This is a genomic window from Pectobacterium versatile (genome assembly GCF_003932035.1).
Taxonomy (GTDB): domain Bacteria; phylum Pseudomonadota; class Gammaproteobacteria; order Enterobacterales; family Enterobacteriaceae; genus Pectobacterium; species Pectobacterium versatile.
Window position 1 is genome coordinate 2,974,506 of the sequence record NZ_CP034276.1, and the last position, 21,374, is coordinate 2,995,879.

19 protein-coding genes are annotated in these 21,374 nt (G+C 55.3%); 5 read left to right on the forward strand and 14 right to left on the reverse strand.

The window, feature by feature from the left end; translation table 11 throughout:
* Nucleotides 1–113: 113 nt before the first annotated feature.
* The 5 genes from btuD to EIP93_RS13450 form a co-directional block, all read right to left on the reverse strand.
* Complete coding sequence (gene btuD, locus EIP93_RS13430; RefSeq protein ID WP_107332704.1) at nt 114–890, reverse strand: vitamin B12 ABC transporter ATP-binding protein BtuD; 777 nt, start codon at nt 888–890, stop codon at nt 114–116.
* Entirely contained in the window at nt 891–1,442 is a 552-nt protein-coding gene (locus tag EIP93_RS13435; protein WP_010297746.1) for a glutathione peroxidase, read from the reverse strand. It lies immediately after the preceding gene.
* Nucleotides 1,443–1,493: 51 nt separating this feature from the next.
* Complete coding sequence (gene btuC / locus EIP93_RS13440; protein WP_107332702.1) at nt 1,494–2,489, reverse strand: vitamin B12 ABC transporter permease BtuC; 996 nt, start codon at nt 2,487–2,489, stop codon at nt 1,494–1,496.
* Between the two features lie 132 nt (nt 2,490–2,621).
* Complete coding sequence (locus EIP93_RS13445) at nt 2,622–3,386, reverse strand: class I SAM-dependent methyltransferase (protein ID WP_103860426.1); 765 nt, start codon at nt 3,384–3,386, stop codon at nt 2,622–2,624.
* Between the two features lie 60 nt (nt 3,387–3,446).
* Complete coding sequence (locus EIP93_RS13450) at nt 3,447–3,788, reverse strand: cupin domain-containing protein (protein WP_039532204.1); 342 nt, start codon at nt 3,786–3,788, stop codon at nt 3,447–3,449.
* A gap of 116 nt (nt 3,789–3,904) precedes the next feature.
* On the opposite strand from EIP93_RS13450, the gene EIP93_RS13455 reads away from it, so the two are divergent.
* A complete protein-coding gene (locus tag EIP93_RS13455) occupies nt 3,905–4,621 on the forward strand; it encodes a Crp/Fnr family transcriptional regulator (RefSeq protein ID WP_039471579.1) in 717 nt (238 codons plus the stop codon).
* A gap of 450 nt (nt 4,622–5,071) precedes the next feature.
* On the opposite strand, the gene cobB is transcribed toward EIP93_RS13455, so the two are convergent.
* The 5 genes from cobB to lolC form a co-directional block, all read right to left on the reverse strand.
* On the reverse strand, nt 5,072–5,902 hold the full coding sequence (cobB, locus tag EIP93_RS13465) for a Sir2 family NAD+-dependent deacetylase (protein WP_103940012.1): 831 nt from the start codon (nt 5,900–5,902) through the stop codon (nt 5,072–5,074).
* Nucleotides 5,903–5,913: 11 nt separating this feature from the next.
* Nucleotides 5,914–6,828, reverse strand: coding sequence for an N-acetylglucosamine kinase (gene nagK, locus EIP93_RS13470; RefSeq protein ID WP_103860424.1), 915 nt, complete (start codon nt 6,826–6,828; stop codon nt 5,914–5,916).
* An 84-nt stretch (nt 6,829–6,912) separates the two neighbouring features.
* Nucleotides 6,913–8,160 carry a lipoprotein-releasing ABC transporter permease subunit LolE gene (gene lolE, locus EIP93_RS13475; protein ID WP_103940010.1) on the reverse strand — a complete coding sequence of 416 codons (1,248 nt, stop codon included), beginning with the start codon at nt 8,158–8,160 and terminating at the stop codon, nt 6,913–6,915.
* Nucleotides 8,157–8,864 (reverse strand): lipoprotein-releasing ABC transporter ATP-binding protein LolD, encoded by a 708-nt coding sequence (lolD, locus tag EIP93_RS13480; protein WP_039489063.1) that lies wholly within the window; start codon nt 8,862–8,864, stop codon nt 8,157–8,159. The genes lolE and lolD overlap by 4 nt, the downstream gene beginning before the upstream one ends.
* On the reverse strand, nt 8,857–10,059 hold the full coding sequence (gene lolC, locus EIP93_RS13485) for a lipoprotein-releasing ABC transporter permease subunit LolC (RefSeq protein ID WP_103940008.1): 1,203 nt from the start codon (nt 10,057–10,059) through the stop codon (nt 8,857–8,859). Before lolC ends, lolD begins: the two co-directional genes overlap by 8 nt.
* A gap of 142 nt (nt 10,060–10,201) precedes the next feature.
* Between lolC and mfd the strand changes: the two genes are divergently transcribed.
* On the forward strand, nt 10,202–13,654 hold the full coding sequence (mfd, locus tag EIP93_RS13490; protein WP_206428379.1) for a transcription-repair coupling factor: 3,453 nt from the start codon (nt 10,202–10,204) through the stop codon (nt 13,652–13,654).
* A 127-nt stretch (nt 13,655–13,781) separates the two neighbouring features.
* Here the strand turns inward: mfd and EIP93_RS13495 are convergent, their stop codons facing one another.
* Entirely contained in the window at nt 13,782–14,621 is an 840-nt protein-coding gene (locus EIP93_RS13495) for an oxidoreductase (RefSeq protein WP_125232830.1), read from the reverse strand.
* Between the two features lie 187 nt (nt 14,622–14,808).
* Nucleotides 14,809–15,819: an AraC family transcriptional regulator gene (locus tag EIP93_RS13500; RefSeq protein ID WP_103860420.1), complete on the reverse strand. Its 1,011-nt coding sequence runs from the start codon at nt 15,817–15,819 to the stop codon at nt 14,809–14,811.
* Nucleotides 15,820–16,110: 291 nt separating this feature from the next.
* On the opposite strand from EIP93_RS13500, the gene yegD reads away from it, so the two are divergent.
* Entirely contained in the window at nt 16,111–17,463 is a 1,353-nt protein-coding gene (gene yegD, locus EIP93_RS13505; RefSeq protein WP_103860419.1) for a molecular chaperone, read from the forward strand.
* Nucleotides 17,464–17,514: 51 nt separating this feature from the next.
* Here the strand turns inward: yegD and EIP93_RS13510 are convergent, their stop codons facing one another.
* A complete protein-coding gene (locus tag EIP93_RS13510; RefSeq protein ID WP_116586779.1) occupies nt 17,515–18,105 on the reverse strand; it encodes a TetR/AcrR family transcriptional regulator in 591 nt (196 codons plus the stop codon).
* A 135-nt stretch (nt 18,106–18,240) separates the two neighbouring features.
* Between EIP93_RS13510 and EIP93_RS13515 the strand changes: the two genes are divergently transcribed.
* Both EIP93_RS13515 and EIP93_RS13520 read left to right on the forward strand, forming a co-directional pair.
* Complete coding sequence (locus tag EIP93_RS13515) at nt 18,241–19,449, forward strand: MFS transporter (protein WP_125232831.1); 1,209 nt, start codon at nt 18,241–18,243, stop codon at nt 19,447–19,449.
* 38 nt (nt 19,450–19,487) lie between these two features.
* Nucleotides 19,488–20,684: an MFS transporter gene (locus EIP93_RS13520; protein WP_103860416.1), complete on the forward strand. Its 1,197-nt coding sequence runs from the start codon at nt 19,488–19,490 to the stop codon at nt 20,682–20,684.
* Nucleotides 20,685–20,764: 80 nt separating this feature from the next.
* On the opposite strand, the gene EIP93_RS13525 is transcribed toward EIP93_RS13520, so the two are convergent.
* Nucleotides 20,765–21,304, reverse strand: a complete 540-nt coding sequence (locus tag EIP93_RS13525) for a glycine zipper 2TM domain-containing protein (protein ID WP_103860415.1) — start codon at nt 21,302–21,304, stop codon at nt 20,765–20,767.
* Nucleotides 21,305–21,374 lie beyond the last annotated feature (70 nt).

Consider the following 21,374-nt stretch of genomic DNA (forward strand, 5'->3'; position numbering starts at 1 on the left):
CTCTAGCGTTTGAAAATGCTAGGTATTGATTAATTTAGCGTTTAATCGGGGCCTCTGGCAAGTAAAGGCGATTTTTCCTATTTTCTAACGACGCCATCTCTTCGCGACAGCAGTCAGGCGCTGCGCGTGATAATCCAATTTCTGCCATCCACCACGTGCCGCTGAAACGCGACCCCGAACACAGGAGACAGCACGTCCGGCAGCATGACATCCGCCGTTTCGCCCTGCGCCACCAGAGTCCCTGCCGACAGCAGCCACACGCGATCCGCATGGTGGGCGCTGTGGTTAAGATCGTGTGCGCAAACCACGACAGCAATCCCCAAACGACAGAGTTCACTCAGTAACGCATCCAGTGCCACCTGCTGCGCCACATCCAGACTGTTAGTTGGTTCATCCAGCAGCAGCAAACGCGCATGCGGATTGATCGTCGGCCAAATCTGCAACAGCGCCGCCACCAGCCGAACGCGCTGCCACTCGCCTCCCGACAGCTGCGTGAGCGGGCGCGCCAGTTTGTCGATTAACATCAGGCGTTCTGCCAGAAAATGCACCACCTTTTCGACCGCATCTTCCTGAGCCAGCGGCGGTTGATGCCGTTGCCAATACTGGAATACTGGCATCAGCGCCAGCGGCGGTTGCTGCTGTGCAAGATAGGCGCGCCGCACGGCCAAATCTGCCGCCGTATACTGCGACATCGGCGTACCGACCAGATAAACATCACCTTCCCCCGCCAGCAAGCCAGCCGCTCTTGCCAGCAGGGTACTCTTTCCTGCGCCGTTCGGGCCGATGATGTGCAGCAACTCACCACGATGACACTCCGCATTCGTCGGCGACAAACGCGGTAAGGCGCTAGCCTGCAGCAGCTGTAATACTGGGGAAGTCTGCTGCGTCAATTATTTTGCCAACGCCTCTTCGATCGCTTTCACGATGGTGTCATGGTCAGGTGCCATATCCGGCGCAAAGCGATCAATAACCTGCCCTTCGCGATCCACCAGGAATTTTTCGAAATTCCACAGAATGTCTTCTGGATTCTTGGGTTTACGGCCTTTATTGACTAAACGCGCAAAAAAGTCACTTTTCCAGGTTCCATTGGCTTCTGGTTGCTGACGAATCAATAACTGGTACAGCGGGTGACGGTTCTCGCCATTCACTTCAATTTTGCTGAACATCGGGAACTGAACGCCAAACGTCCCACGGCAGAATTCCTGAATTTCTTCTTCCGAGCCCGGTTCCTGCCCTGCAAATTCATTGGAGGGGAATCCCAGCACGACCAGACCTTTGTCGCGATAGGTTTCGTAGAGTTTTTCCAATGCGTCATATTGTTTAGTCAGGCCGCATTGAGAGGCGACGTTGACAACTAAAGCCACCTGCCCTTTAAACGCTTCAAACGTTGTTGCTTTCCCGTCGATGGTGGTCAGCGGAATAGTATAGATTTCAGTGCTCATCGTTTTGCTCCCTTCAGTGATAAACAAGAGTGGATAGAACAAGACATCTCGCTACAGTCGATTGCGTAATAGTAGCCAGATAAACCACGGCGATCCCAGCGTAGCGGTAACCACGCCTATCGGCAACTCGGCTGAACTTAGCGCAACGCGCGCGACCGTATCCGCCAGCAGCAGCACGCCGCCGCCAGCCAATGCACATCCGGTCAATAAATAACGCTGATCGGTCAGTCCGCACAACCGTAACATGTGTGGGATCACCAGACCAATAAACGCGATGATACCAGCCAGCGCCACGCTCAGGCCAACCTGTACACCCATCACCAACACGAGAGTGGTGCGCCAGCGATAGACAGGGATACCTAACTGGCGCGCCTGAATCTCACCCAGCGTCAGCCCATTTAACACCGCCCCCTGACGACTCAACCACAGCAACAGCGGCAAGAGTGTCAACATCAACCAGCCGTGTCGCCAATCAATGCCGCTGAAGCCGCCCATCATCCAATACATCAGTTGGCGTAAATCGAGGCTGGTACTGAAATAGACGGCCCAGGTCATCACCGCGCTACAGATAATCCCGAGCGCAATGCCGATGAGTAATAAACGGGTATTGGAGATATGCCGACGGGCAAAATGGAGTAACAGAAAGGTAATCAGCAGCGCGCCAGCAATCGCGCTCAGGCTTAACATCCAGACGGGCAACAATCCCTGCCCCAGCAGTACCGTCAGCACTAAGGCCACGCCTGCGCCGTTCGCCACGCCCAGCAGCCCCGGCTCCGCCAGCGGATTATCAAAGACAGCCTGCATCACGGTGCCCGACATCGCCAGACTGGCCCCCACTAGCATCACGGCCAGCGTTCTGGGCAAACGCAGTTGCCAGACAAAGAGTTGCTGAGCCTCATCCAGCCAGGCCGTCGGCCAAATCCAGCGCTCCCCGGCGCACAGGCTTACGACCAGCGTGAGTGCGAGAAACGCCAACAGCAGTGCCAGACTCCGACGATCGCGTCTGCACTGCTGTTGTTTTAGCTGGCTGTAGTGGGGTAACGGCATAGCGTGCTTTAGCGGGATATCACCCGGCGGTAATTAAGTATTGTCATGTATGTTAAACGATTTCGCTTACCTTACACGCATTTTCCTTATTACCGCAGCACGGTCAAAACGCCGTAGTGCCGCATACCGCCCTTATTTGGTACTGCATACCGCAATATAGTTAAGCTGGTTCCGATTGCGGCGGAAGGTATGAAACATGTTGAAGAACATGCCGCGGTTTTCTTTCTTCAGCGCATTTTTTACGATGCGCGCCGCACCCGCTAGCCCTTCATCATAAATCAGCCCCTGTGGCGTCAGCAGTGTCATTGCGCCGTTATCGTAGCTGACCTTGCTAAAACCACTCTCCTGAAACAGCGTCACCCAGCGCTCGCGCAGCATCGGCTGGGCATGCACGTTGATCGCTTTATGCATCTGTTCCACCGCCTGCAACGCCCCGGTATCCTTCTCGGAAAGCAGCATGATATCGTGCGTAATCAGGCGGCCACCGGGTTTCAGCACGCGATAATATTCGGCAATAATGCGGCTCTTGGCCTTATCGGCATACATCGTCAGCATGGCTTCATTAATCACTACGTCAAAGTGATTATCGGGGAACGGCAGTTCCAGCGCATTTGCCTGCATAATCGTGACCTGCGAGGCTAAACCGTTCGCTGCCACATTTTCCTGCGCCTTCTGTAGCGCGACTTTATCCATATCCGCGCCGATAACCTGACAGCCAAATCGACGCGCAATCTCCATCGCAGTGGTGCCCATATTGCAGGCGACTTCCAATACTACGCTGTCCTGTCGGAACCCGGCCTGACTGAGCAGCCACTCGGTTGCTTTTCTGCCGCCGGGGCGAAGACGTTTTTTCCCCAGTCGGGCTAAAAATTTATGTCCAGCTTCATGATCGCTCATACTGTCACTCCTTCATTCGGTGTTATCGCAACAACTGTTTAGAGCCTAACGGGGTGGCTTTTAGTTGGTTTTCAGCGTCTTCAACATGGTCAGCAACATACGTGACGACTGCTGCGCATCAACGGCATGCGGGATATTGGCTGGCATACGCACCAGCGTGCCGGGCTGCGCGACGACGGGTTCGCCACCGATCGTCAGCAATAATTCACCTTCAAGTACCATAACCAGTGCATCATAAGGCGCACTGTGTTCACTCAACCCCTGCCCCTGATCGAAGGCAAACAGCGTGACATTGCCGCCGTCGGTACGGGCCAACACGCGACTGGCGATACCGTGTTCGGTTGGGGTTATCAATTCATGGAGAACCAGCGCCTGTGCCGCCGGAAGGGTATTTTCTTTCATGGAAACTCTCCGCTATTCTCGATTCAGCGCGCCGTGATTTTGCTTGCCGAATTCATGCAAGTGATTATTATTTTCATTTACTAGCTTGATGGTAATACCAGCCTCTGGGAGGGCAAATGACATTTGTCAAAAAAGCGCTATCGCCCGATGAATACGGCGAAGTGCTGTTTCAGCATGATTGGATGCGCGGTGAACCCAGCGACGTGGTGTGTGAGCTACTGGCAAAAAGCGAGCGTCTGTTTTTCCGGCAGGATGACATTTTGTTTCGCGAAGGCGACAAAATGCAGCACTGTTTGCTGGTTGAAACAGGAAAATTGCAGGCCTTTCGCCATACCTATGGCGGCGATGAGAAGATTTTCGGGCAGTTTGAACGCGGAGAATTTGTCGCTATTGCCGCTGTATTTATGGATCACGGTCGCTTCCCAATGAATATTCGCGCGCAGAGCGATGGCCATACGCTGATGATCCCACGGCAGGATATTCACCAGTTTTGCTTGCAGCGCCCAGAGCTGGCACTGCGTTTGCTCAACTATCTGGGCAAGAAACTCTACTCGACCATCAACCAAATCGACTGGCTGACCTCCAGCTCCGCGCCACAGCGTCTGGCAGATTATCTGCTGCGGCAGCACCACATTCAGCAAACTCAGCATCTGACATTACCAGTGAGCCGAGGCCAGCTCGCGACGTCATTAGGAATGCGCAGTGAAACGCTAAGCAGGCTAATGTCAGACTGGAAGCGGCAAGGCCACATTACCTATCGGGGTCATCAAGTGGAATTGTGCGATCTGAATTATCTAAAAGAACTGGCTGCTGAAGCCCGGCGGACATTCTGATCGTTCTAAGCCTTTGTCGATTCACGCATGGCAAGCGGATAGAACAATTTTGGATATACTTTTTGACAATTGTCATTCCCGCATCATCGGATTATCAACTACGCTTAGCTGACATTGATGAGAGTGATTTACATATGTTAATAATTCTCATTAACACATTTGTCTTTCATAAGACATCGTGAGGGTAACGCTATGCTGGGCTTTTTCCGACGAACCTTATCATTTCATGGAGCACGGCCACCGCATCCGCAGGCGGACTCGCCGACAGAAACCGTTTCGCATACTCACTGTAGCGAGAGTGAATATTGTTTCTTTAACCACGCCGCGATGTTGCCATTCGATCAGCTTGACGAATGTTGCTGCGGCAACGATCGGCAAGAGAAAACGCCATCCTCACACGATTCATGACGCTTTCTCTTTTTGCGGACGCTTAAAACTTTTTGTGGGCGCTTAAAACTTAATGCTTTGACCACGCGTCAGCCAGGCCGCGACAAACTCGGGCACCACGGTGCTAGCGGGGCCGTACATTTTTTCATCAAACTGGCTTTCTACCTGACTCGGCTCCAGATTCAGTTCCAGCGTGTAGGCACCGTGCGAATGAGCCTCATGGACAAAACCGGCGGCAGGATAGACATGCCCCGACGTGCCAATCGCAATAAAGTAATCGGCCTGCGACAGCGCATGGTAAATCTTGTCCATGTGCAGCGGCATTTCACCAAACCACACCACATGTGGGCGTAGCGGCGCGGGAAATTGACAACAGTGGCAGCGTTCACCGACAGCAAGATCGTCCGTCCACTCAAAAATCTGTCCACTTTGGCTACAGCGGATTTTCAGTAGCTCGCCGTGCATATGAATGACGCGCTTGCTGCCAGCACGTTCATGCAGGTTATCGATGTTTTGCGTAATCAGCAGGAAATTGTCTTCCAACATCGCTTCCAGATTCGCCAACGCCAGATGTGCGGCGTTGGGCACAATTTCCGGCTGCTGTAGCTGACGACGACGGGCGTTATAAAATTCCTGCACCAGCTCGGGGTTACGCTGAAAGCCTTCGGGCGTCGCAACATCCTCAACGCGGTGCTCTTCCCACAGGCCATCGGCCGCACGAAAGGTACGGATACCCGACTCTGCTGAAATACCTGCGCCCGTCAGTACCACCACGCGCGGTTTTTTCACTTCGCTTGCTGCCAGATAATCACGATGGAAAATACGCGCACGAAGACGCTGTTGCCGCATCCGCTTTCCCTTATGAAATCGCCCTAATCGTTGACGCGTATACATACTTTCTCCAGCTAGTTATCCATTAAGTGTAGCAACGCCGCACCACGTACGCCGCCCGCATCGCCATGACGCGCTTTCTCTATACGTGGCAGTTTCGCAATCGGTAAAAGTCGTGAAGGAAGGCGCGTCGGCAGAATTTGATAAATTTCATCAAAATTCGACAGGCCGCCGCCCAACACCAGCAGGTGTGGATCGAACAGGGTCAGCAGATTGCCCAAACAGGCCGCCAACAAATCCATAAAGCGATCGACAAACTCCTGCGCTTTTTCCTCTCCGCCACGATAGTGCCGGATAATCGTCACGGCAGGCAGCGCTTCACCATACAGATGTTCGTACAGCCATTCAAAACCACGGCCGGAAATATAATTCTCGATACAGCCGGATTGACCGCAGCCGCACTTCACGCGGGGAATATCCACGCCGATGATATCCAGCGCGTCGGACGGCAGGCGGAGATGGCCGAACTCTCCCGCGATGCCGTTGCGCCCGTCGACCGGACGTCCGTTAATCACCAGACCACCGCCCAGCCCCGTGCCTAAAATCATGCCCAACACGACAGGATAGGAGCGAAACTCCGCATCCCAGGCTTCCGACAGCACAAAGCAATTAGCGTCGTTACTGATGCGAATATCTCGCTGCAAACGCTGCGACAAATCCGTACGCAGCGGTTTTCCCATCGTCGCAGGCAGGTTAGCGGTGAATAGCGCACCGTCGTTACCTGTCTCCATGCCCGGTACGCCGAGACCGACCTTCCCCTGCACGCCGACCTGAGCATCGGCTTCATGCACCAGATTGACCAGCGTCGAGAGTAGGTCATCATAATTATTACGCGGCGTCGGCACTCGTTTTTGCCACACCTTGTTCAACTCCGCGTCGAACACGCCCAGCTCAATTTTCGTGCCGCCCATGTCAAAACCGTAGTACATGACTGCTCCTTAGGGTGTGATCGCTTTCCCACACGATAGGGACTATCCCCGTCATCTCTCAAGCCGCATGTGCGTTGGCTTGGCTTACTGTCCGCTCAACACGCGGGCAGGGTCAATCCGGCTGGCGCGCCGCGCCGGATACCAGCTGGCAATCAAACTCAGCACCAGCGACGTGCCTAATACGATAAAGACGTCCATCAGATGCAATTCTGACGGCAGGAAATCGATAAAATAGATGTCGCCGGACAGCAGTTTATGGCCGATGAGTGCTTCAATACCGCGAATGATCGGCGTCAATTGCAAGGCCGCAACCACGCCGACCACGGCGCCGATCACGCTGCCCAGCAGCCCGGCCAATAGCCCGTACCACACAAAGATAGCCCGAATCAGCCCATCTGACGCGCCCAGCGTACGCAAAACCGCGATATCGCTGCTTTTGTCTTTCACCGCCATCACCAGCGTTGAAACAATATTAAAACAGGCCACACCAATCACCAGGATCATCGCCAGATACATGATGGTTCTCACCATCTGAATGTCTCTGTACATATAACCATAGGTGCCAATCCAGCTGCGAATAGTGACATAGGCATTCGTGACTTCGCCCGCATCGCGCACCAGTTTATTGGCAGAAAACACGTCATTGGCTTTGATGGCGATCCCCGTTACGCTTTGCCCCATGTCCAGATATTGCTGGGCATCCGCCAACGGAATCAGCGCTAAGCCGTGATCGAGCTGGCCGCTCAGCTGTAAAATACCGCTCACGTGCAACCGGATGCGTTTCGGCTGCATCAGCTTCATTTCCGGGTCGCTGTTCGGGATCATCACCGTGACCCAGTCACCTTCAGCCACATTCAGCGCTTTCGCCACGCCTTGCCCAATGATGACCTGCTGTTCACCCGCGCGGAACCGCTGCCAGGCGTCATTAAGCACATAGTTGGGCAGCGCGCTAAGACGTTTCTCCTGCTGCGGATCGACGCCTTTTACCTGAACCGCCTGAAGTTTGGCACCGTTCTCCAGCAGCCCGGTGAAATTGATATAAGGTGCCGCGGCCGCAACGCCAGGCACCTGTTCTATTTTCGGAAGAATATCCTGCCAGCCGTCGAAAGGTTGATTGACCGGTGCGATCTCACCATGCGGCACGACGGCGAGGATGCGGTTATTCAGTTCACGTTCAAAACCATTCATCGCGCTCAGGCCAAGAATCAACACCGCTACGCCGAGGGCAATCCCGAGCGTCGAAATGACCGAAATCAGCGAAACCATGCCGCCACGCCGACGACCGCGGCTAAAGCGCAGGCCAATCAGCAACGAGAGCGGAGGAAATCTCATTGCCGCGCTCCCATCAGGGTCAATTCCTGCTGCAACTGACCGTCGCGCATTTCCAGTTGGCGGTTCAGTCGGCTAGCCAGTTGCAGGTCATGCGTCACCACCAGAAAGGCAGTGCCCTGACGGACATTCAGCTCTCCCAGCAGTTCAAAAATAGTGTCTGTCGTACGCTGATCGAGGTTCCCCGTTGGCTCATCCGCCAATACCAGCGACGGGCTGTTCACCAGCGCTCTGGCAATCGCGACACGTTGCCGCTCACCGCCGGACAGTTCAGACGAACGGTGGTGGCTGCGCGCCTCCAGCCCGACAGCCGCCAGCATTTCGCGTGCTTTATCCCGCGCCTGTGACGTCGGCACTTTACCAATCAGCAACGGCATCGCTACGTTTTCCAACGCGGTGAAATCCGGCAGCAGATGATGGAACTGATAAATAAAGCCCAGCTCGCGATTGCGTAAATCCGCTTTTGCCGCCGCTGAGAACGTATTCAACGGCTGTCCTTTAAAGATAACCTCACCTGACGTCGGCGTATCCAACCCGCCCAGAACATGCAGCAGCGTACTTTTCCCCGAACCGGAACTCCCGACGATTGCCATCATCTCGCCGCTGCTCATTTCAAATGAGACATCGCGTAACACGTCGGTAGACAGCTTGCCGTCCTGATAGCGCTTGGACAGGTTAGTACACTGCAATAACGGTAAATCACTCATAACGTAAAGCCTCAGCGGGTTGAACGGCGGCAGCGCGCCATGACGGGTAAAGTGTCGATAAGAGGGCAATCACCATCGCGGAAATGGCGATCGTCACGACCTGCACAGGGTCGATCGCCACCGGCAACGCGGCACCATCCAGCAATACGCCCAATATTGGCATCAGCGTATTCAGTTGGCTGGCCAATAACGTCCCCAGCAATGCCCCTAACAACGCGCCGATAACGCCAGCGCTGCCCCCCTGCACCATAAACACCGCCATAATTTGACGTTGAGTCAACCCCTGCGTTTGCAGAATGGCGACTTCTCCCTGTTTTTCCATCACCAGTAAACCCAGCGAGGTAATAATATTGAACGCGGCCACGGCAACGATTAGGCTGAGCAACAGCCCCATCATATTTTTCTCCATACGTACTGCCTGAAATAGCTCACCTTTACGCTCGCGCCAGTCTTTCCAGACCGTGCCTTCCGGCAGCGTTTGCGTGCTCAGCGTATCAACCGACAGCGGCTTTTCCAGCCACAAACGCCAACCGGTAATGTGGTTCGTTGGATAGCGCATCAGCCGTGAAGCATCCTGCTGATTCACCAACAGTTGGTAGCTGTCCACTTCGCTGTTAGCAGCAAAGATTCCGGCAACGGTGAAAATACGCTGACTGGGGATACGCCCCATCGGCGTCAGCTGGCTGGCGCTCGTTACCATCATGCGAACGTGATCGCCAGCGTTAACGCCCAGCTGTGCCGCCAGTTTATCGCCCAAAATGGCCTGATATTGACCGGATTGCAGCTTCTGCTGTTTGACGTTAACCAGATAGCGTGACAGCGGCTCGTGTTCGTCAGGATCAATGCCTAACATCACGCCCACGGCAACGCTGCGGGCGCTTTGTAGCACCACATCACCCGTCGTCAGCGGCGCAACGCGCGTTACGCCTTCCAGCGAGTCTAAGGAGGAAGCAGGAATCAATGCCGGGTTCAGTGAACCTTGCGGCGTAGAGATGACCGCCTGAGGCATCACGCCCAGAATATTGCCTTCCAGTTCGCGCTCGAAACCATTCATCACGGAAAGCACGGTGACCAGCGCCATCACGCCCAGCGTGATGCCAATAGCGGATAACCAGGAGACAAACCGGCCGAAGCGGTCTGATGCACGCCCACGCATGTAGCGCAGGCCAATAAATAAAGCGACAGGTTGATACATGAAATCCGTCTGGATAAGGTTGCCAAAGCAAAGTGATCAAGGATAATAAAGGGTAGTACTGCTTTATGGAACCCTAACACCCTCACTCTACGGCTTTTTCTTATTCCCAGCCGGATGCAGGGAGGCGAGACCCGATAATCAGATGATGCCTGAAAATTACCGTTATTCGCTGCCGCCCAAAGCGGGTGAGCAGCGCCTGCTGGGCCAGTTAACCGGCGCTGCCTGCGCCGTTGAATGTGCAGAAATCATTGAACGCCACGCCGGGCTGGTGGTGCTTATCGCACCTGATATGCAAAACGCTCTGCGATTGCGTGATGAAATTCAGCAATTTACCGACCAGCACGTCACTACGCTACCTGACTGGGAAACGCTGCCCTACGATAGTTTTTCTCCGCATCAGGAAATTATTTCGACCCGCCTCTCCACGCTCTATCAATTACCTAACATGACGCGCGGCGTTCTGATTCTGCCGGTCAACACGCTGATGCAGCGCGTTTGTCCGCACAGTTTCCTACACGGTTATGCGTTGGTGTTGAAAAAAGGCCAGCGCCTCTCGCGTGATAAGCTGCGTTCGCAGTTGGAGCAGGCGGGCTACCGCAGCGTCGATCAGGTCATGGAACACGGTGAATATGCCACGCGCGGCGCGCTGCTGGATCTGTTCCCGATGGGGAGCGAAGAGCCCTACCGTATCGATTTCTTTGATGACGAGATCGACAGCCTGCGCCTGTTCGATGTGGATACACAGCGCACGCTGAATGAAGTGCCGCACATTAATCTGCTGCCCGCTCACGAGTTCCCAACCGATAAAACCGCCATCGAACTTTTCCGCAGCCAGTGGCGCGAACAGTTTGAAGTACGACGCGATGCCGAGCACATTTATCAGCAGGTTAGCAAAGGCGTCTGGCCCGCTGGGATTGAATACTGGCAGCCGTTATTCTTCAGTGAACCGCTGCCGTCGCTGTTCAGCTACTTCCCGAACAACACGCTGCTCGTTAACACCGGTAATCTCGAACAGAGCGCCGAGCGTTTCTGGCAGGATATTCAGCAGCGTTTTGAAAGCCGTCGTGTCGATCCTATGCGACCGCTGTTGCCATCAGATTCACTCTGGCTGCGTGTCGACGGTCTGTTCACCGAGCTGAAAGCGTGGCCGCGCGTACAGTTAAAAACCGATACGCTGCCGGAAAAAGCCGCCAACGTTAATTTGGCCTATCTGCCGCTGCCGGAGCTGGCGATTCAGCACCAGCAGAAATCCCCGCTGGATGTGCTACGCCGTTTTATCGAACAGTTCGACGGTCAGGTCATTTTTTCCGTCGAGAGCGAAGGCCGACGCGAAACGCTGCAAGAGCTGCTGGCACGAATCAAACTGAACCCGACGCTCATCAACACGCTGGAGCAGGCTCAGGAGCGTGGCACTTACCTGATCATCGGTGCCAGCGAACACGGTTTTATCGACACGCTGCGCCAGCGCGCATTGATCTGCGAAAGCGATCTGCTGGGTGAACGCGTCAGTCGCCGCCGTCAGGATAGCCGCCGCACGATTAATACCGATACGCTGATCCGCAATTTGGCGGAACTGCGGCCCGGGCAGCCCGTCGTCCATCTCGAACACGGCGTTGGTCGCTATGCCGGGCTGACTACGTTAGAAGCTGGCGGCATCAAGGCCGAATACCTGATTTTGACCTATGCAGGTGAAGACAAGCTGTACGTTCCGGTTTCCTCGCTGCATTTGATCAGCCGCTATGCAGGCGGTGCCGATGAGAATGCCCCGCTGCATAAACTGGGTGGCGATGCCTGGTCACGCGCGCGGCAAAAAGCGGCGGAAAGGGTGCGCGATGTCGCCGCCGAACTGCTGGACATTTATGCCCAGCGTGCGGCGAAAAGCGGCTTTGCCTTTAAGCATGACAAAACACAGTATCAGCTTTTCTGCGAAAGTTTCCCCTTCGAGACCACGCCCGATCAGGCGCAGGCCATCAACGCCGTGCTAAGCGACATGTGCCAACCGCTGGCGATGGATCGTTTGGTGTGTGGCGATGTCGGCTTTGGGAAAACCGAAGTGGCGATGCGCGCCGCGTTCTTGGCCGTTGAAAACCATAAGCAGGTTGCCGTTCTGGTGCCGACAACCCTGTTGGCACAGCAGCATTTTGACAACTTCCGCGATCGCTTTGCCAACTGGCCGGTGAAGATTGAAATGATCTCCCGCTTCCGCAGCGCGCGTGAACAAACTCAGGTGCTGAAGGAAACGCAGGAAGGCAAAGTCGATATTCTGATTGGCACCCATAAGCTGTTGCAGAGCGACGTGCACTGGCGTGATTTAGGGCTGCTAATTGTGGACGAAGAGCACCGCTTCGGCGTGCGTCACAAAGAGCGCATCAAAGCGATGCGGGCAGATGTCGATATCCTGACGCTGACCGCTACGCCGATTCCGCGTACGCTCAACATGGCCATGAGTGGAATGCGCGATCTGTCGATCATCGCCACGCCGCCCGCCCGCCGTTTAGCGGTGAAAACGTTCGTGCGCGAATATGACAGTCTGGTGGTACGCGAAGCAATTCTGCGTGAGATTCTGCGCGGCGGGCAGGTGTACTACCTCTATAACGACGTCGAAAATATCGAGAAAGCCACCCAGCGACTAGCAGAACTGGTGCCAGAAGCGCGCATCGCGATCGGTCACGGTCAGATGCGCGAACGCGAGCTGGAACGGGTCATGAGCGACTTCCACCACCAGCGTTTTAACGTGCTGGTATGTACCACGATCATCGAAACGGGGATCGATATACCGAGCGCCAACACCATCATCATCGAGCGTGCCGATCACTTCGGCTTGGCCCAGTTGCACCAGTTGCGCGGTCGCGTCGGGCGTTCCCACCATCAGGCTTACGCCTACCTGCTGACGCCGAATCCTAAAGCGATGAGCACCGATGCGCAGAAGCGTCTGGAAGCGATTGCCTCATTGGAAGACCTCGGCGCTGGTTTTGCGTTGGCAACGCACGATCTGGAAATCCGTGGTGCAGGTGAACTGCTCGGGGACGATCAGAGCGGACAAATGACCAGCGTCGGTTTCTCACTGTATATGGAACTGCTGGAAAGCGCCGTCGATGCCTTAAAAGCGGGTCGGGAGCCGTCGCTGGAAGATCTGATCAACAGCCAGACCGACGTCGAACTACGTTTACCTGCCCTGCTGCCCGACGATTTCATCCCCGACGTCAATACGCGCCTGTCGTTATACAAACGTATCGCCAGCGCGAAAAGCACCGCTGAACTGGATGAGTTGAAGGTCGAACTGATCGATCGCTTCGGCCTCCTTCCCGATGCAAGCCGCTATTTGTTGCAGATTGCCGCCCTGCGTCAACAGGCACAGGCACTGGGTATTCGCCGTATTGAAGGGAACGAGAAAGGCGGTTTTATCGAATTCAGCGAGCAAAACCGCGTCGATCCCTCCCACCTTATCGGCCTGTTACAGCGCGATCCGGGCACCTACCGCCTTGATGGTCCAACCCGCCTGAAATTCATGAAAGATTTGAGCGACCGTCCGCAGCGCATCGAGTTTATCGGTTCGCTGCTGGGGAACATGGCTCAGCATACGCTGGCAGCGTAACTCACTTTCACCACACTAAACGGGAACCTTCGGGTTCCCGTTACCTACCAGCCGCCCCCGTGCTGTAGCACCGGCTACCCTGTTGCAAGCCACGCCACGTCAGAATTCACCGCATTTCCTTTTGATCTCATTGACTCTGGCGGGAGATACCGGTCGCCATACGCATGAAGCGGTCAAAGAGGCGGTCTGACAGTAGACGACGTATGCAGATCATCGGTTTTGCACCAAAGCCGACGGCATAGCGTGTTTTGGGCCGATGGGCACTCACCGCCTGAGCGATAGTGTCAGCGATCACCTGCGGGGAAGACTGGCGTTTCCGACTACTTTCACCCACCATTGAATCAGCCATCGCCTCTGCCTGTTTTACATAGGCTCCGAGCCCTGATACATCAAGCAGTTTCGCGGCGGCAATGTCTGCCCACTCGGTTTTAATACCGCCGGGTTCAATGACGACGACATCAATGCCGAAAGGCTCCACTTCCAGACGCAGGCAGTCGCTGATCGCTTCCAGGGCAAACTTAGTTCCGTGATACCAGGCACCGAGCGGGGTATAAATTTTCCCGCCCATCGAGGTGATATTTATCACCGTGCCAGAGCGTTGTGCCCGCATATGCGGCAGAACCAACTGCGTTAACCGAACTGCACCGAAGACGTTCACATCAAACTGGGCGCGGCCTTCTTCTGGAGATACCTCTTCCACGGCACCGTAGGAGCCATAGCCAGCATTGTTCACCACAACGTCGATGCGTCCACATTCAGCAATGATGGTATCCACCACCGTCTGTACCGAGACACTGTCTGTCACATCTAGCGGCAGTACCCGGATATCCGCCTCTGCCAGTTTCTGCATCCTCTCTATCCGGCGTGCAGCAGCATAAATAGTATGGCCAGAGGCCTTTAAACGCAGAGCGGTCGCTTCACCAATCCCCGAGGAGGCGCCAGTCACCAGAATAACTTTTGATTTCATATATCGGGCCCTTATTGCTGACATAATGCGGTGGCGCACGCCATGCGTTCATCACCGTCCTTGTCATGCACTTTAGGCGATAAGGTCGGCCGTTGGGGTAGCGTATTGCGCCATGTCACTTGCCTTATGCGCCAGCAGTAAGTCCCCGATATTCAGGTATGGCGATGTTGTGACGTAAGGAGGCTAATCAGTGTAACCGCGTCGTATTGCGAATACTGTCCGGCGTCTGGCCTGTCCACTCATGAAACGCTCGGTAAAAGGAATTCGGATCGTCGAATCCGAGGAGAAAAGCGATTTCACCTGCGGGCATTGATGTGCTTTCCAGATAATGTCGCGCCAGTTTTTCACGCGTGCTGTTCAGCAGCGAGCGAAAGCTTTCGCCTTCTTCTTCAAGGCGGCGCTGGAGAGTTCGCCTGCTCATCGCCAGTCGACTAGCGACGACATCCACCCCCGCCGTATTGCTGGGCAGCAATTCCAATAGCAGCGCACGGACACGCTCAGCGATACTTGCCTTTTCATCAAGTTCACTCAGGCGGCGGCGAAGTTCAGGCTCGAAAATTTTCCACATTCCGTCACTAGCCGTCAGGAAAGGACGCAAACTATCAGTCGATGAGAACGTGATTAACGGCTGTGGACCATGCAAAATGTCACACCCAAAAAAATGGGTGTAATGGCGGGAATACGGCTGCGCAGGGAGCACAGGAAGAACGACACTGCGTGCTTTTACTGATTCACGTGTACCCAGCTCTGCTAAACGAATAAAAAAGGCGAGTTCGGCAATCTGCAATGAGAGCGGCACCTCGCTCTGTGCATATAGCCAGGAAGGTACGAGCGTCATATCGCCTTCCTGATCCACCCAGATATCCAGACTCATCGGTGCCATCAACTGCTTATACTTTGCCAACCTCTGGGCCGCCTGCATCAGGCTGGTACTGCATAAGGCCGCAAAGAGAGGAGGATCAAAAAAGTCAGCGGAAACTTTTTTCACGATATCCAGAGGAAATAAAGGCGATCCGACCTCATCTTCAAGCCCCTGCCAAAAGCGAAAATATTCTGCCGTAGATAGCCCCACCGCACTTCTCGACAGTAAATCATCCGGCAGACCAGCCCTGCGCATTACATTAACAGGTCGCACACCCAGATCCTTAAACAGGATCTTCCAGCCTGCATTGAGGAAAAATATCTCGCTACGTGTCATCTTCGCTTCTTAGACCATCAGGTGATGGAATCTTCGGTGGATAAACAGGTTGTCATTCTAGGGTAAAGTAAGGGCAGAAAACTTGCTATATACGCCAGGATGGTAGCAATTCATGCCATATGAACGTGCCCTACCGCTGACCAATACATCCGCCTTTACAAGCACTGCCGTAACGCAGTAAAGTCGCCACCCTTTTTATGGCCCGCCATTCTTGGCGGCCTCCCTTCCGGGCCGTCGCGGGTGTGACGTTAAAAATTTTTCCCGGAAATTTTTTATGGCATGGGCCTCACTATGTTTATCGGTTTTGACTACGGTACAGCCAACTGTTCAGTGGCGATTATGGATGCAGGTACCCCACGGCTCCTGTCGCTGGAAAATGGCTCGCCTTATCTTTCTTCCCTGCTGTGCGCGCCCGTGCGTGAAGCGGTTAGCGAGTGGTTATGGCGACACCATCAGGTCAATGCTGAGGGTGAGAACGCGCTGCTGCTGAAGCGCGCCATCAGCTACAACCGCGAGGAAGATATTCGCGTGCAGCCTGATAGCGTGAAATTCGGACGTGATGCGTTACGCCATTATATGGATGATCCGGAAGAGACGTGGTTCGTTAAATCGCCGAAGTCCTTCCTCGGTGCCGTCGGGCTGAAAGCCCAGCAGATTGCGCTGTTTGAAGATTTGGTCTGCTCCATGATGCTGCATATCCGCACGCAGGCAGAAAGCCAGCTTGACCAGCCTATTCGTCAGGCCGTCATCGGCCGTCCGATTAACTTTCAGAGTATCGGCGGCGAAGAAGCCAACCAGCAGGCGCAAGGAATTTTAGATCGTGCAGCCCACCGTGCCGGATTTGAAGACGTCGTCTTTCAGTTTGAACCCGTGGCCGCCGGGCTGGATTTCGAATCTACGCTGACGAAAGAAACGCGTGTGCTGGTTGTGGATATCGGCGGCGGAACCACCGACTGTTCCATGCTGCTTATGGGCCCAGAGTGGCACAAACAACACGAACGCTCGCAAAGTCTGTTAGGACACAGCGGCTGCCGCGTTGGCGGTAACGATCTGGACATCATGCTCGCGTTCAAACAGTTGATGCCACTGCTTGGCATGAATAGCGAGACGGAAAAAGGCATCGCTCTGCCGATCATGACCTGGTGGAATGCGGTCGCGATTAACGATATTCCGGCGCAAAAAGAGTTTCATAGCACCGCCAGCCGCGCGTTAATCAACGAAATGATCCGCGATGCCCGTCAGCCCGAGCTGGTAAAAAGACTGCTGACCGTCTGGCAACAGCGCCTGAGCTACCGTCTGATTCAACTGGCGGAAGAGAGCAAGATTGCGCTTTCCAACCAGTCGGAAACGGCAGCCGATTTGCACTTTATCGAATCGGGTCTGGCAACGCGCATTCATGCTGATGAACTCAACGCCGCCATCGATAATCCGCTCATGCGTATTCAGCAGCAGGTGACGCTGGCGCTAGAAACCAGTCAGACTCGGCCGGAGGTGATCTACCTGACCGGCGGTAGCGCCCGTTCTCCCCTGCTGCGTCAGGCCATTCAGCAGTTGCTTCCTGATATTCCTATCGCCAGCGGCAACGATTTTGGCTCCGTTACCGCCGGACTGGCGCGCTGGGCGGAGATTATTTTCCGTCGTTAAGCCAAAGACGGGACGCCAACCACGCGTCTCGTCAGGCTATTCTTTTGATCGCTACCGTGGCTTGATTAACAGCCCACGTAGCAGCAATTCCAGTGCGGCAACGCCTTGTGCCAGCCGCGCATTACCCTCCTCTCCCTCTGCAATCCAGAACGCCGCTTCGGCCAGACTACCGTAGATTAACGATGCCAGCGCCTGTGGATCGACATCCGCTACCACGCCCTGTCGGATAAGGTTATCGATCAGCCGCTGCATCGACTCAACGCAATGGCGCTGCGAATCCGGCGACGCGCCGCCCAAAACTGCCCGGGCATCGCGCAGCACAATACGCTGAATCTCCGGCTCCCGAGCCATTTCCAGATAGGCGCGGCAGCGACACCGGAAGCCTTCCCAGGCATCTTCTGCGGTATCGGAGATGACTTGCAGTCGTTCATCCATCTCGGCATCGATCTGTTCCACCACGGCTGCCAATAATCCCTTCTTGTCCCCGAAGTGGTGATAAAGCGCCCCACGGGTCAGGCTCGCCTGCGCGGTGAGATCGTCCATTGAGGTGTCAGCATAGCCGCGTTCGCTAAAGACCTTACGAGCGGTCACCAGCAGCGTAGCGCGGGTTTCTTCCATTTCAGCACGGGTACGACGAACCATCGACACATCCTTACATACACATCGTATGATTATTTACATTCACTCCGTATGAATATATGCTTTTATTCATACGCTCTGTATGTATTGTCGCTGTGCCACAGCGCGGTGGCAAGTGGATTCACTTTGGAGAATGAGATGGTCAATCCTTATCGAGAACTTTTCACCGCACCCGGCACCAAGGGTTTTGCACTGGCTGGCCTGCTGGCGCGCATTCCACTGCCAATGACGGGCATTGGCATGATCACGATGCTGTCGCAACTGCGCGGCAGCTATGCGCTGGCGGGTGCCGTATCCGCCACCTTTGTGCTGACCTACGCGCTGCTATCGCCGCAGACCTCCCGTCTGGTCGATCGCCACGGCCAAGGCCGCGTGCTACCGATTGCAACCACCGTCAGCGTGATCGGCATGCTGCTTCTGCTCGTCAGCACCTGGTGGCAAGCACCTGACTGGAGCTTATTCATCAGTGCCTTGCTGGCGGGGTTCATGCCCAGCATGTCAGCAATGGTAAGAGCACGCTGGACAGCAATCTATCGCGGCCAGCCTCGCTTGCAGACGGCTTACTCGCTGGAGACGGTGCTCGATGAAGTCACTTTTATCGCCGGACCACCGCTGGCTGTCGGGCTGTCCGTCGCGGTGTTTCCTCAGGCTGGCCCGCTGGCAGCGGCGCTCTTGCTGATTATTGGCGTGTTTGCTCTGGTGACACAGCGCGGCACCGAACCGCCAGTAGAAGCGCAGGATGTCAGCATGGATCGTTCAGGGTCAGTGATCAAGCAGGCGAACGTGCGTTTGCTGGCGCTGTTGATGGTCGCGATGGGCGTCATCGTGGGCACCGTGGATATCGTCAGCGTGGCCTTCGCCGAACAGCATGGTCAGCCTGCTGCGGCCAGTCTGGTGCTGTCAGCTTATGCGGTCGGTTCCTGTCTGGCCGGGTTGGTGTTCGGCGCTCTCAAGCTGCGAACCGCATTGCACCAGTTGCTGTTGCTGGGCGGCTTGGCAACGGCAGCAACCACGTTGCCTCTACTACTAGTTGGCAGCATTCCCGCACTGGCTGCGGCCGTGCTGATCGCCGGGCTGTTCTTCGCCCCCACCATGATCGTGGCAATGTCACTGGTCGAACGTCTGGTGCCCGAACACCGCCTGACCGAAGGCATGACCTGGCTGCTGGCAGGGTTGAATGTTGGCGTGGCGCTGGGTGCAGCGGTATCAGGCCACGTTGTCGATGATGACGGTGCTCGAGCCGGATTCGCCGTGGCACTGGGCGCTGGCGTACTGGTGCTGCTGGTCGCGCTGTGGGGATACCAGCGTTTTCGGGCACATGCCTCTTCTCTTCCCCATGTCGCTTGACGGTTAAACCGCTTGTTCCCCCTATTAAGGACTGAACCATGAATACGTCTTCCTCTATCCCTATAGGTGCAGTTGCACAGCATCTCTGGCTGGCCGTCGTCGCCGTCGGTCTTGCGACCTTCTCTGTCGTCACGACGGAAATGCTTCCGGTCGGCTTGCTAACGCCGATTGCCGATACGTTACAGACTTCTACCGGAACCGCTGGCCTGATGATTTCACTGCCTGCACTGTTAGCCGCGTTATTCGCCCCACTCGTGGTCATCGCATCCGGTGGTATGGATAGACGCAGGATTCTATGCGGACTGCTAACGCTGCTGGTTATCGCCAACATTGCCTCTGCACTGGCACCGGACATCGGTTGGATGCTGGCGGCACGCGTGCTGGTTGGTTTCTGCATGGGCGGTATCTGGGCAATTGCCGGTGGTCTGGCGGCCCGACTCGTTCCCGAACATGCCATCGGCCTGGCGACATCTATCATCTTTGGCGGTGTCGCGGCGGCATCGGTGCTGGGTGTGCCGTTCGGCGCACTGATCGGCGATCTCGCCGGGTGGCGCTGGGCCTTCGGCTGCATGGCCGTCTTTAGCGGGCTGGTGCTAGTGCTTCATCTCGCGGTTATTCCTGCACTGCCCGTCGCCCATTCCGTCACCTTACGCCAGTTCGGCGAGCAGTTGATCAACCGTAAACTGCAAGTCGGGTTAATCCTGACGCTGTTGCTGGTAGCCGGACACTTCGTGGCTTTTACCTTCGTGCGACCGCTGCTGCTATCGGTGTCAAGGTTCGATGCGCGATGGATCGGCGCATTGCTGTTCGCCTATGGTCTGACAGGCATCATCGGCAATTTTCTGGCGGGCATCATCGCAGCGCGGCGCACGGCGTTAACCTTGATGGCAATCGCGTTGGGACTGTTGTTGACCCCAATCCTGTTCCTGACCGTCGGTGGTTCACATTTCGGCGGCAGTATAGCGCTGCTCGTCTGGGGATTAGCCTACGGCGGCGTGTCCGTCGGTTTGATGACGTGGATGATGAAGGCCGTGCCACGCGCAGTGGAGATGGCCTCTGCGCTGTATGTTGGCGTTTTTAATGTTGGCATCGCGCTTGGGTCATGGGTAGGCGGTCAGATAGTCGATAGCTCTGGCCTGATTACGACGCTTTGGCTGGCAGGTGGATTCGCTGTGGTCGCCTTGCTGCTATCCTTCAGCATGAAGCTAACCGAAAGCAGGAAGAGCGTAGAATGAAAAAACCGCGAGCACCTTCTTCAGGTGTCTCGCGGTTTTTAGAGATGGTGTCAGCGCAAAACCGTAGACGTTGGAGTCAATTAACTCTGTTGGTTCAGAATTAATTGCCCGTTTCGATCTACTGGAATTTGTGTACCAGGATCGCGATCCATGCGGATTTTACCCTGCTGGTCGCCGATTTTATAGGTGACATCATAACCCAGAACTTTTTGTGATTTGTCGTACACGGTCTGACAGCGCTGTTGCTGCGTCGTGTACGTATCATTTTCCTGCATGCCGCTTTGTACGCGGTTACCTGCATAACCACCGGCCAACGCGCCCGCTACCGTTGCAATATCTTTACCACGTCCGCCACCAATCTGGTGCCCCAACACGCCACCGGCCACGGCACCCAGTACCGAGCCAGCAATCTGGTTTTCATCCTGTACCGGACGACGGTGAGTCACATTGACATTACGGCACTCTTGACGAGGCGTTTTGACCGTTTCTTTAATGGGTGTTGCTGTTAGCACCTGTGCAAACTGAGGTTTAGAGGAAAAAACTTCCATACTCGCCACCGCTGCCACACCCAATGCCGCAGCCACACCAATACCTACACCCGCTAACATGGATTTGTTCACAGGATACCTCCCGAATCTATTCTCACGCATTCCCCACCTGCAATCCTGCCGTAAATTTTGTTTTACGCCA

Bases quoted from the DNA above. Each gene is read 5' to 3' on its own strand.
- EIP93_RS13495 (WP_125232830.1), bottom strand. From the start codon at position 14,621: ATGAAATCAAAAGTTATTCTGGTGACTGGCGCCTCCTCGGGGATTGGT.
- btuC (WP_107332702.1), bottom strand. From the start codon at position 2,489: ATGCCGTTACCCCACTACAGCCAGCTAAAACAACAGCAGTGCAGACGC.
- yegD (WP_103860419.1), top strand. From the start codon at position 16,111: ATGTTTATCGGTTTTGACTACGGTACAGCCAACTGTTCAGTGGCGATT.
- nagK (WP_103860424.1), bottom strand. From the start codon at position 6,828: ATGTACTACGGTTTTGACATGGGCGGCACGAAAATTGAGCTGGGCGTG.
- EIP93_RS13500 (WP_103860420.1), bottom strand. From the start codon at position 15,819: ATGACACGTAGCGAGATATTTTTCCTCAATGCAGGCTGGAAGATCCTG.
- EIP93_RS13520 (WP_103860416.1), top strand. From the start codon at position 19,488: ATGAATACGTCTTCCTCTATCCCTATAGGTGCAGTTGCACAGCATCTC.
- EIP93_RS13435 (WP_010297746.1), bottom strand. From the start codon at position 1,442: ATGAGCACTGAAATCTATACTATTCCGCTGACCACCATCGACGGGAAA.
- lolC (WP_103940008.1), bottom strand. From the start codon at position 10,059: ATGTATCAACCTGTCGCTTTATTTATTGGCCTGCGCTACATGCGTGGG.
- lolE (WP_103940010.1), bottom strand. From the start codon at position 8,160: ATGAGATTTCCTCCGCTCTCGTTGCTGATTGGCCTGCGCTTTAGCCGC.
- EIP93_RS13515 (WP_125232831.1), top strand. From the start codon at position 18,241: ATGGTCAATCCTTATCGAGAACTTTTCACCGCACCCGGCACCAAGGGT.
- EIP93_RS13450 (WP_039532204.1), bottom strand. From the start codon at position 3,788: ATGAAAGAAAATACCCTTCCGGCGGCACAGGCGCTGGTTCTCCATGAA.
- lolD (WP_039489063.1), bottom strand. From the start codon at position 8,864: ATGAGTGATTTACCGTTATTGCAGTGTACTAACCTGTCCAAGCGCTAT.
- cobB (WP_103940012.1), bottom strand. From the start codon at position 5,902: ATGTATACGCGTCAACGATTAGGGCGATTTCATAAGGGAAAGCGGATG.
- EIP93_RS13455 (WP_039471579.1), top strand. From the start codon at position 3,905: ATGACATTTGTCAAAAAAGCGCTATCGCCCGATGAATACGGCGAAGTG.
- EIP93_RS13445 (WP_103860426.1), bottom strand. From the start codon at position 3,386: ATGAGCGATCATGAAGCTGGACATAAATTTTTAGCCCGACTGGGGAAA.
- EIP93_RS13510 (WP_116586779.1), bottom strand. From the start codon at position 18,105: ATGGTTCGTCGTACCCGTGCTGAAATGGAAGAAACCCGCGCTACGCTG.
- mfd (WP_206428379.1), top strand. From the start codon at position 10,202: ATGATGCCTGAAAATTACCGTTATTCGCTGCCGCCCAAAGCGGGTGAG.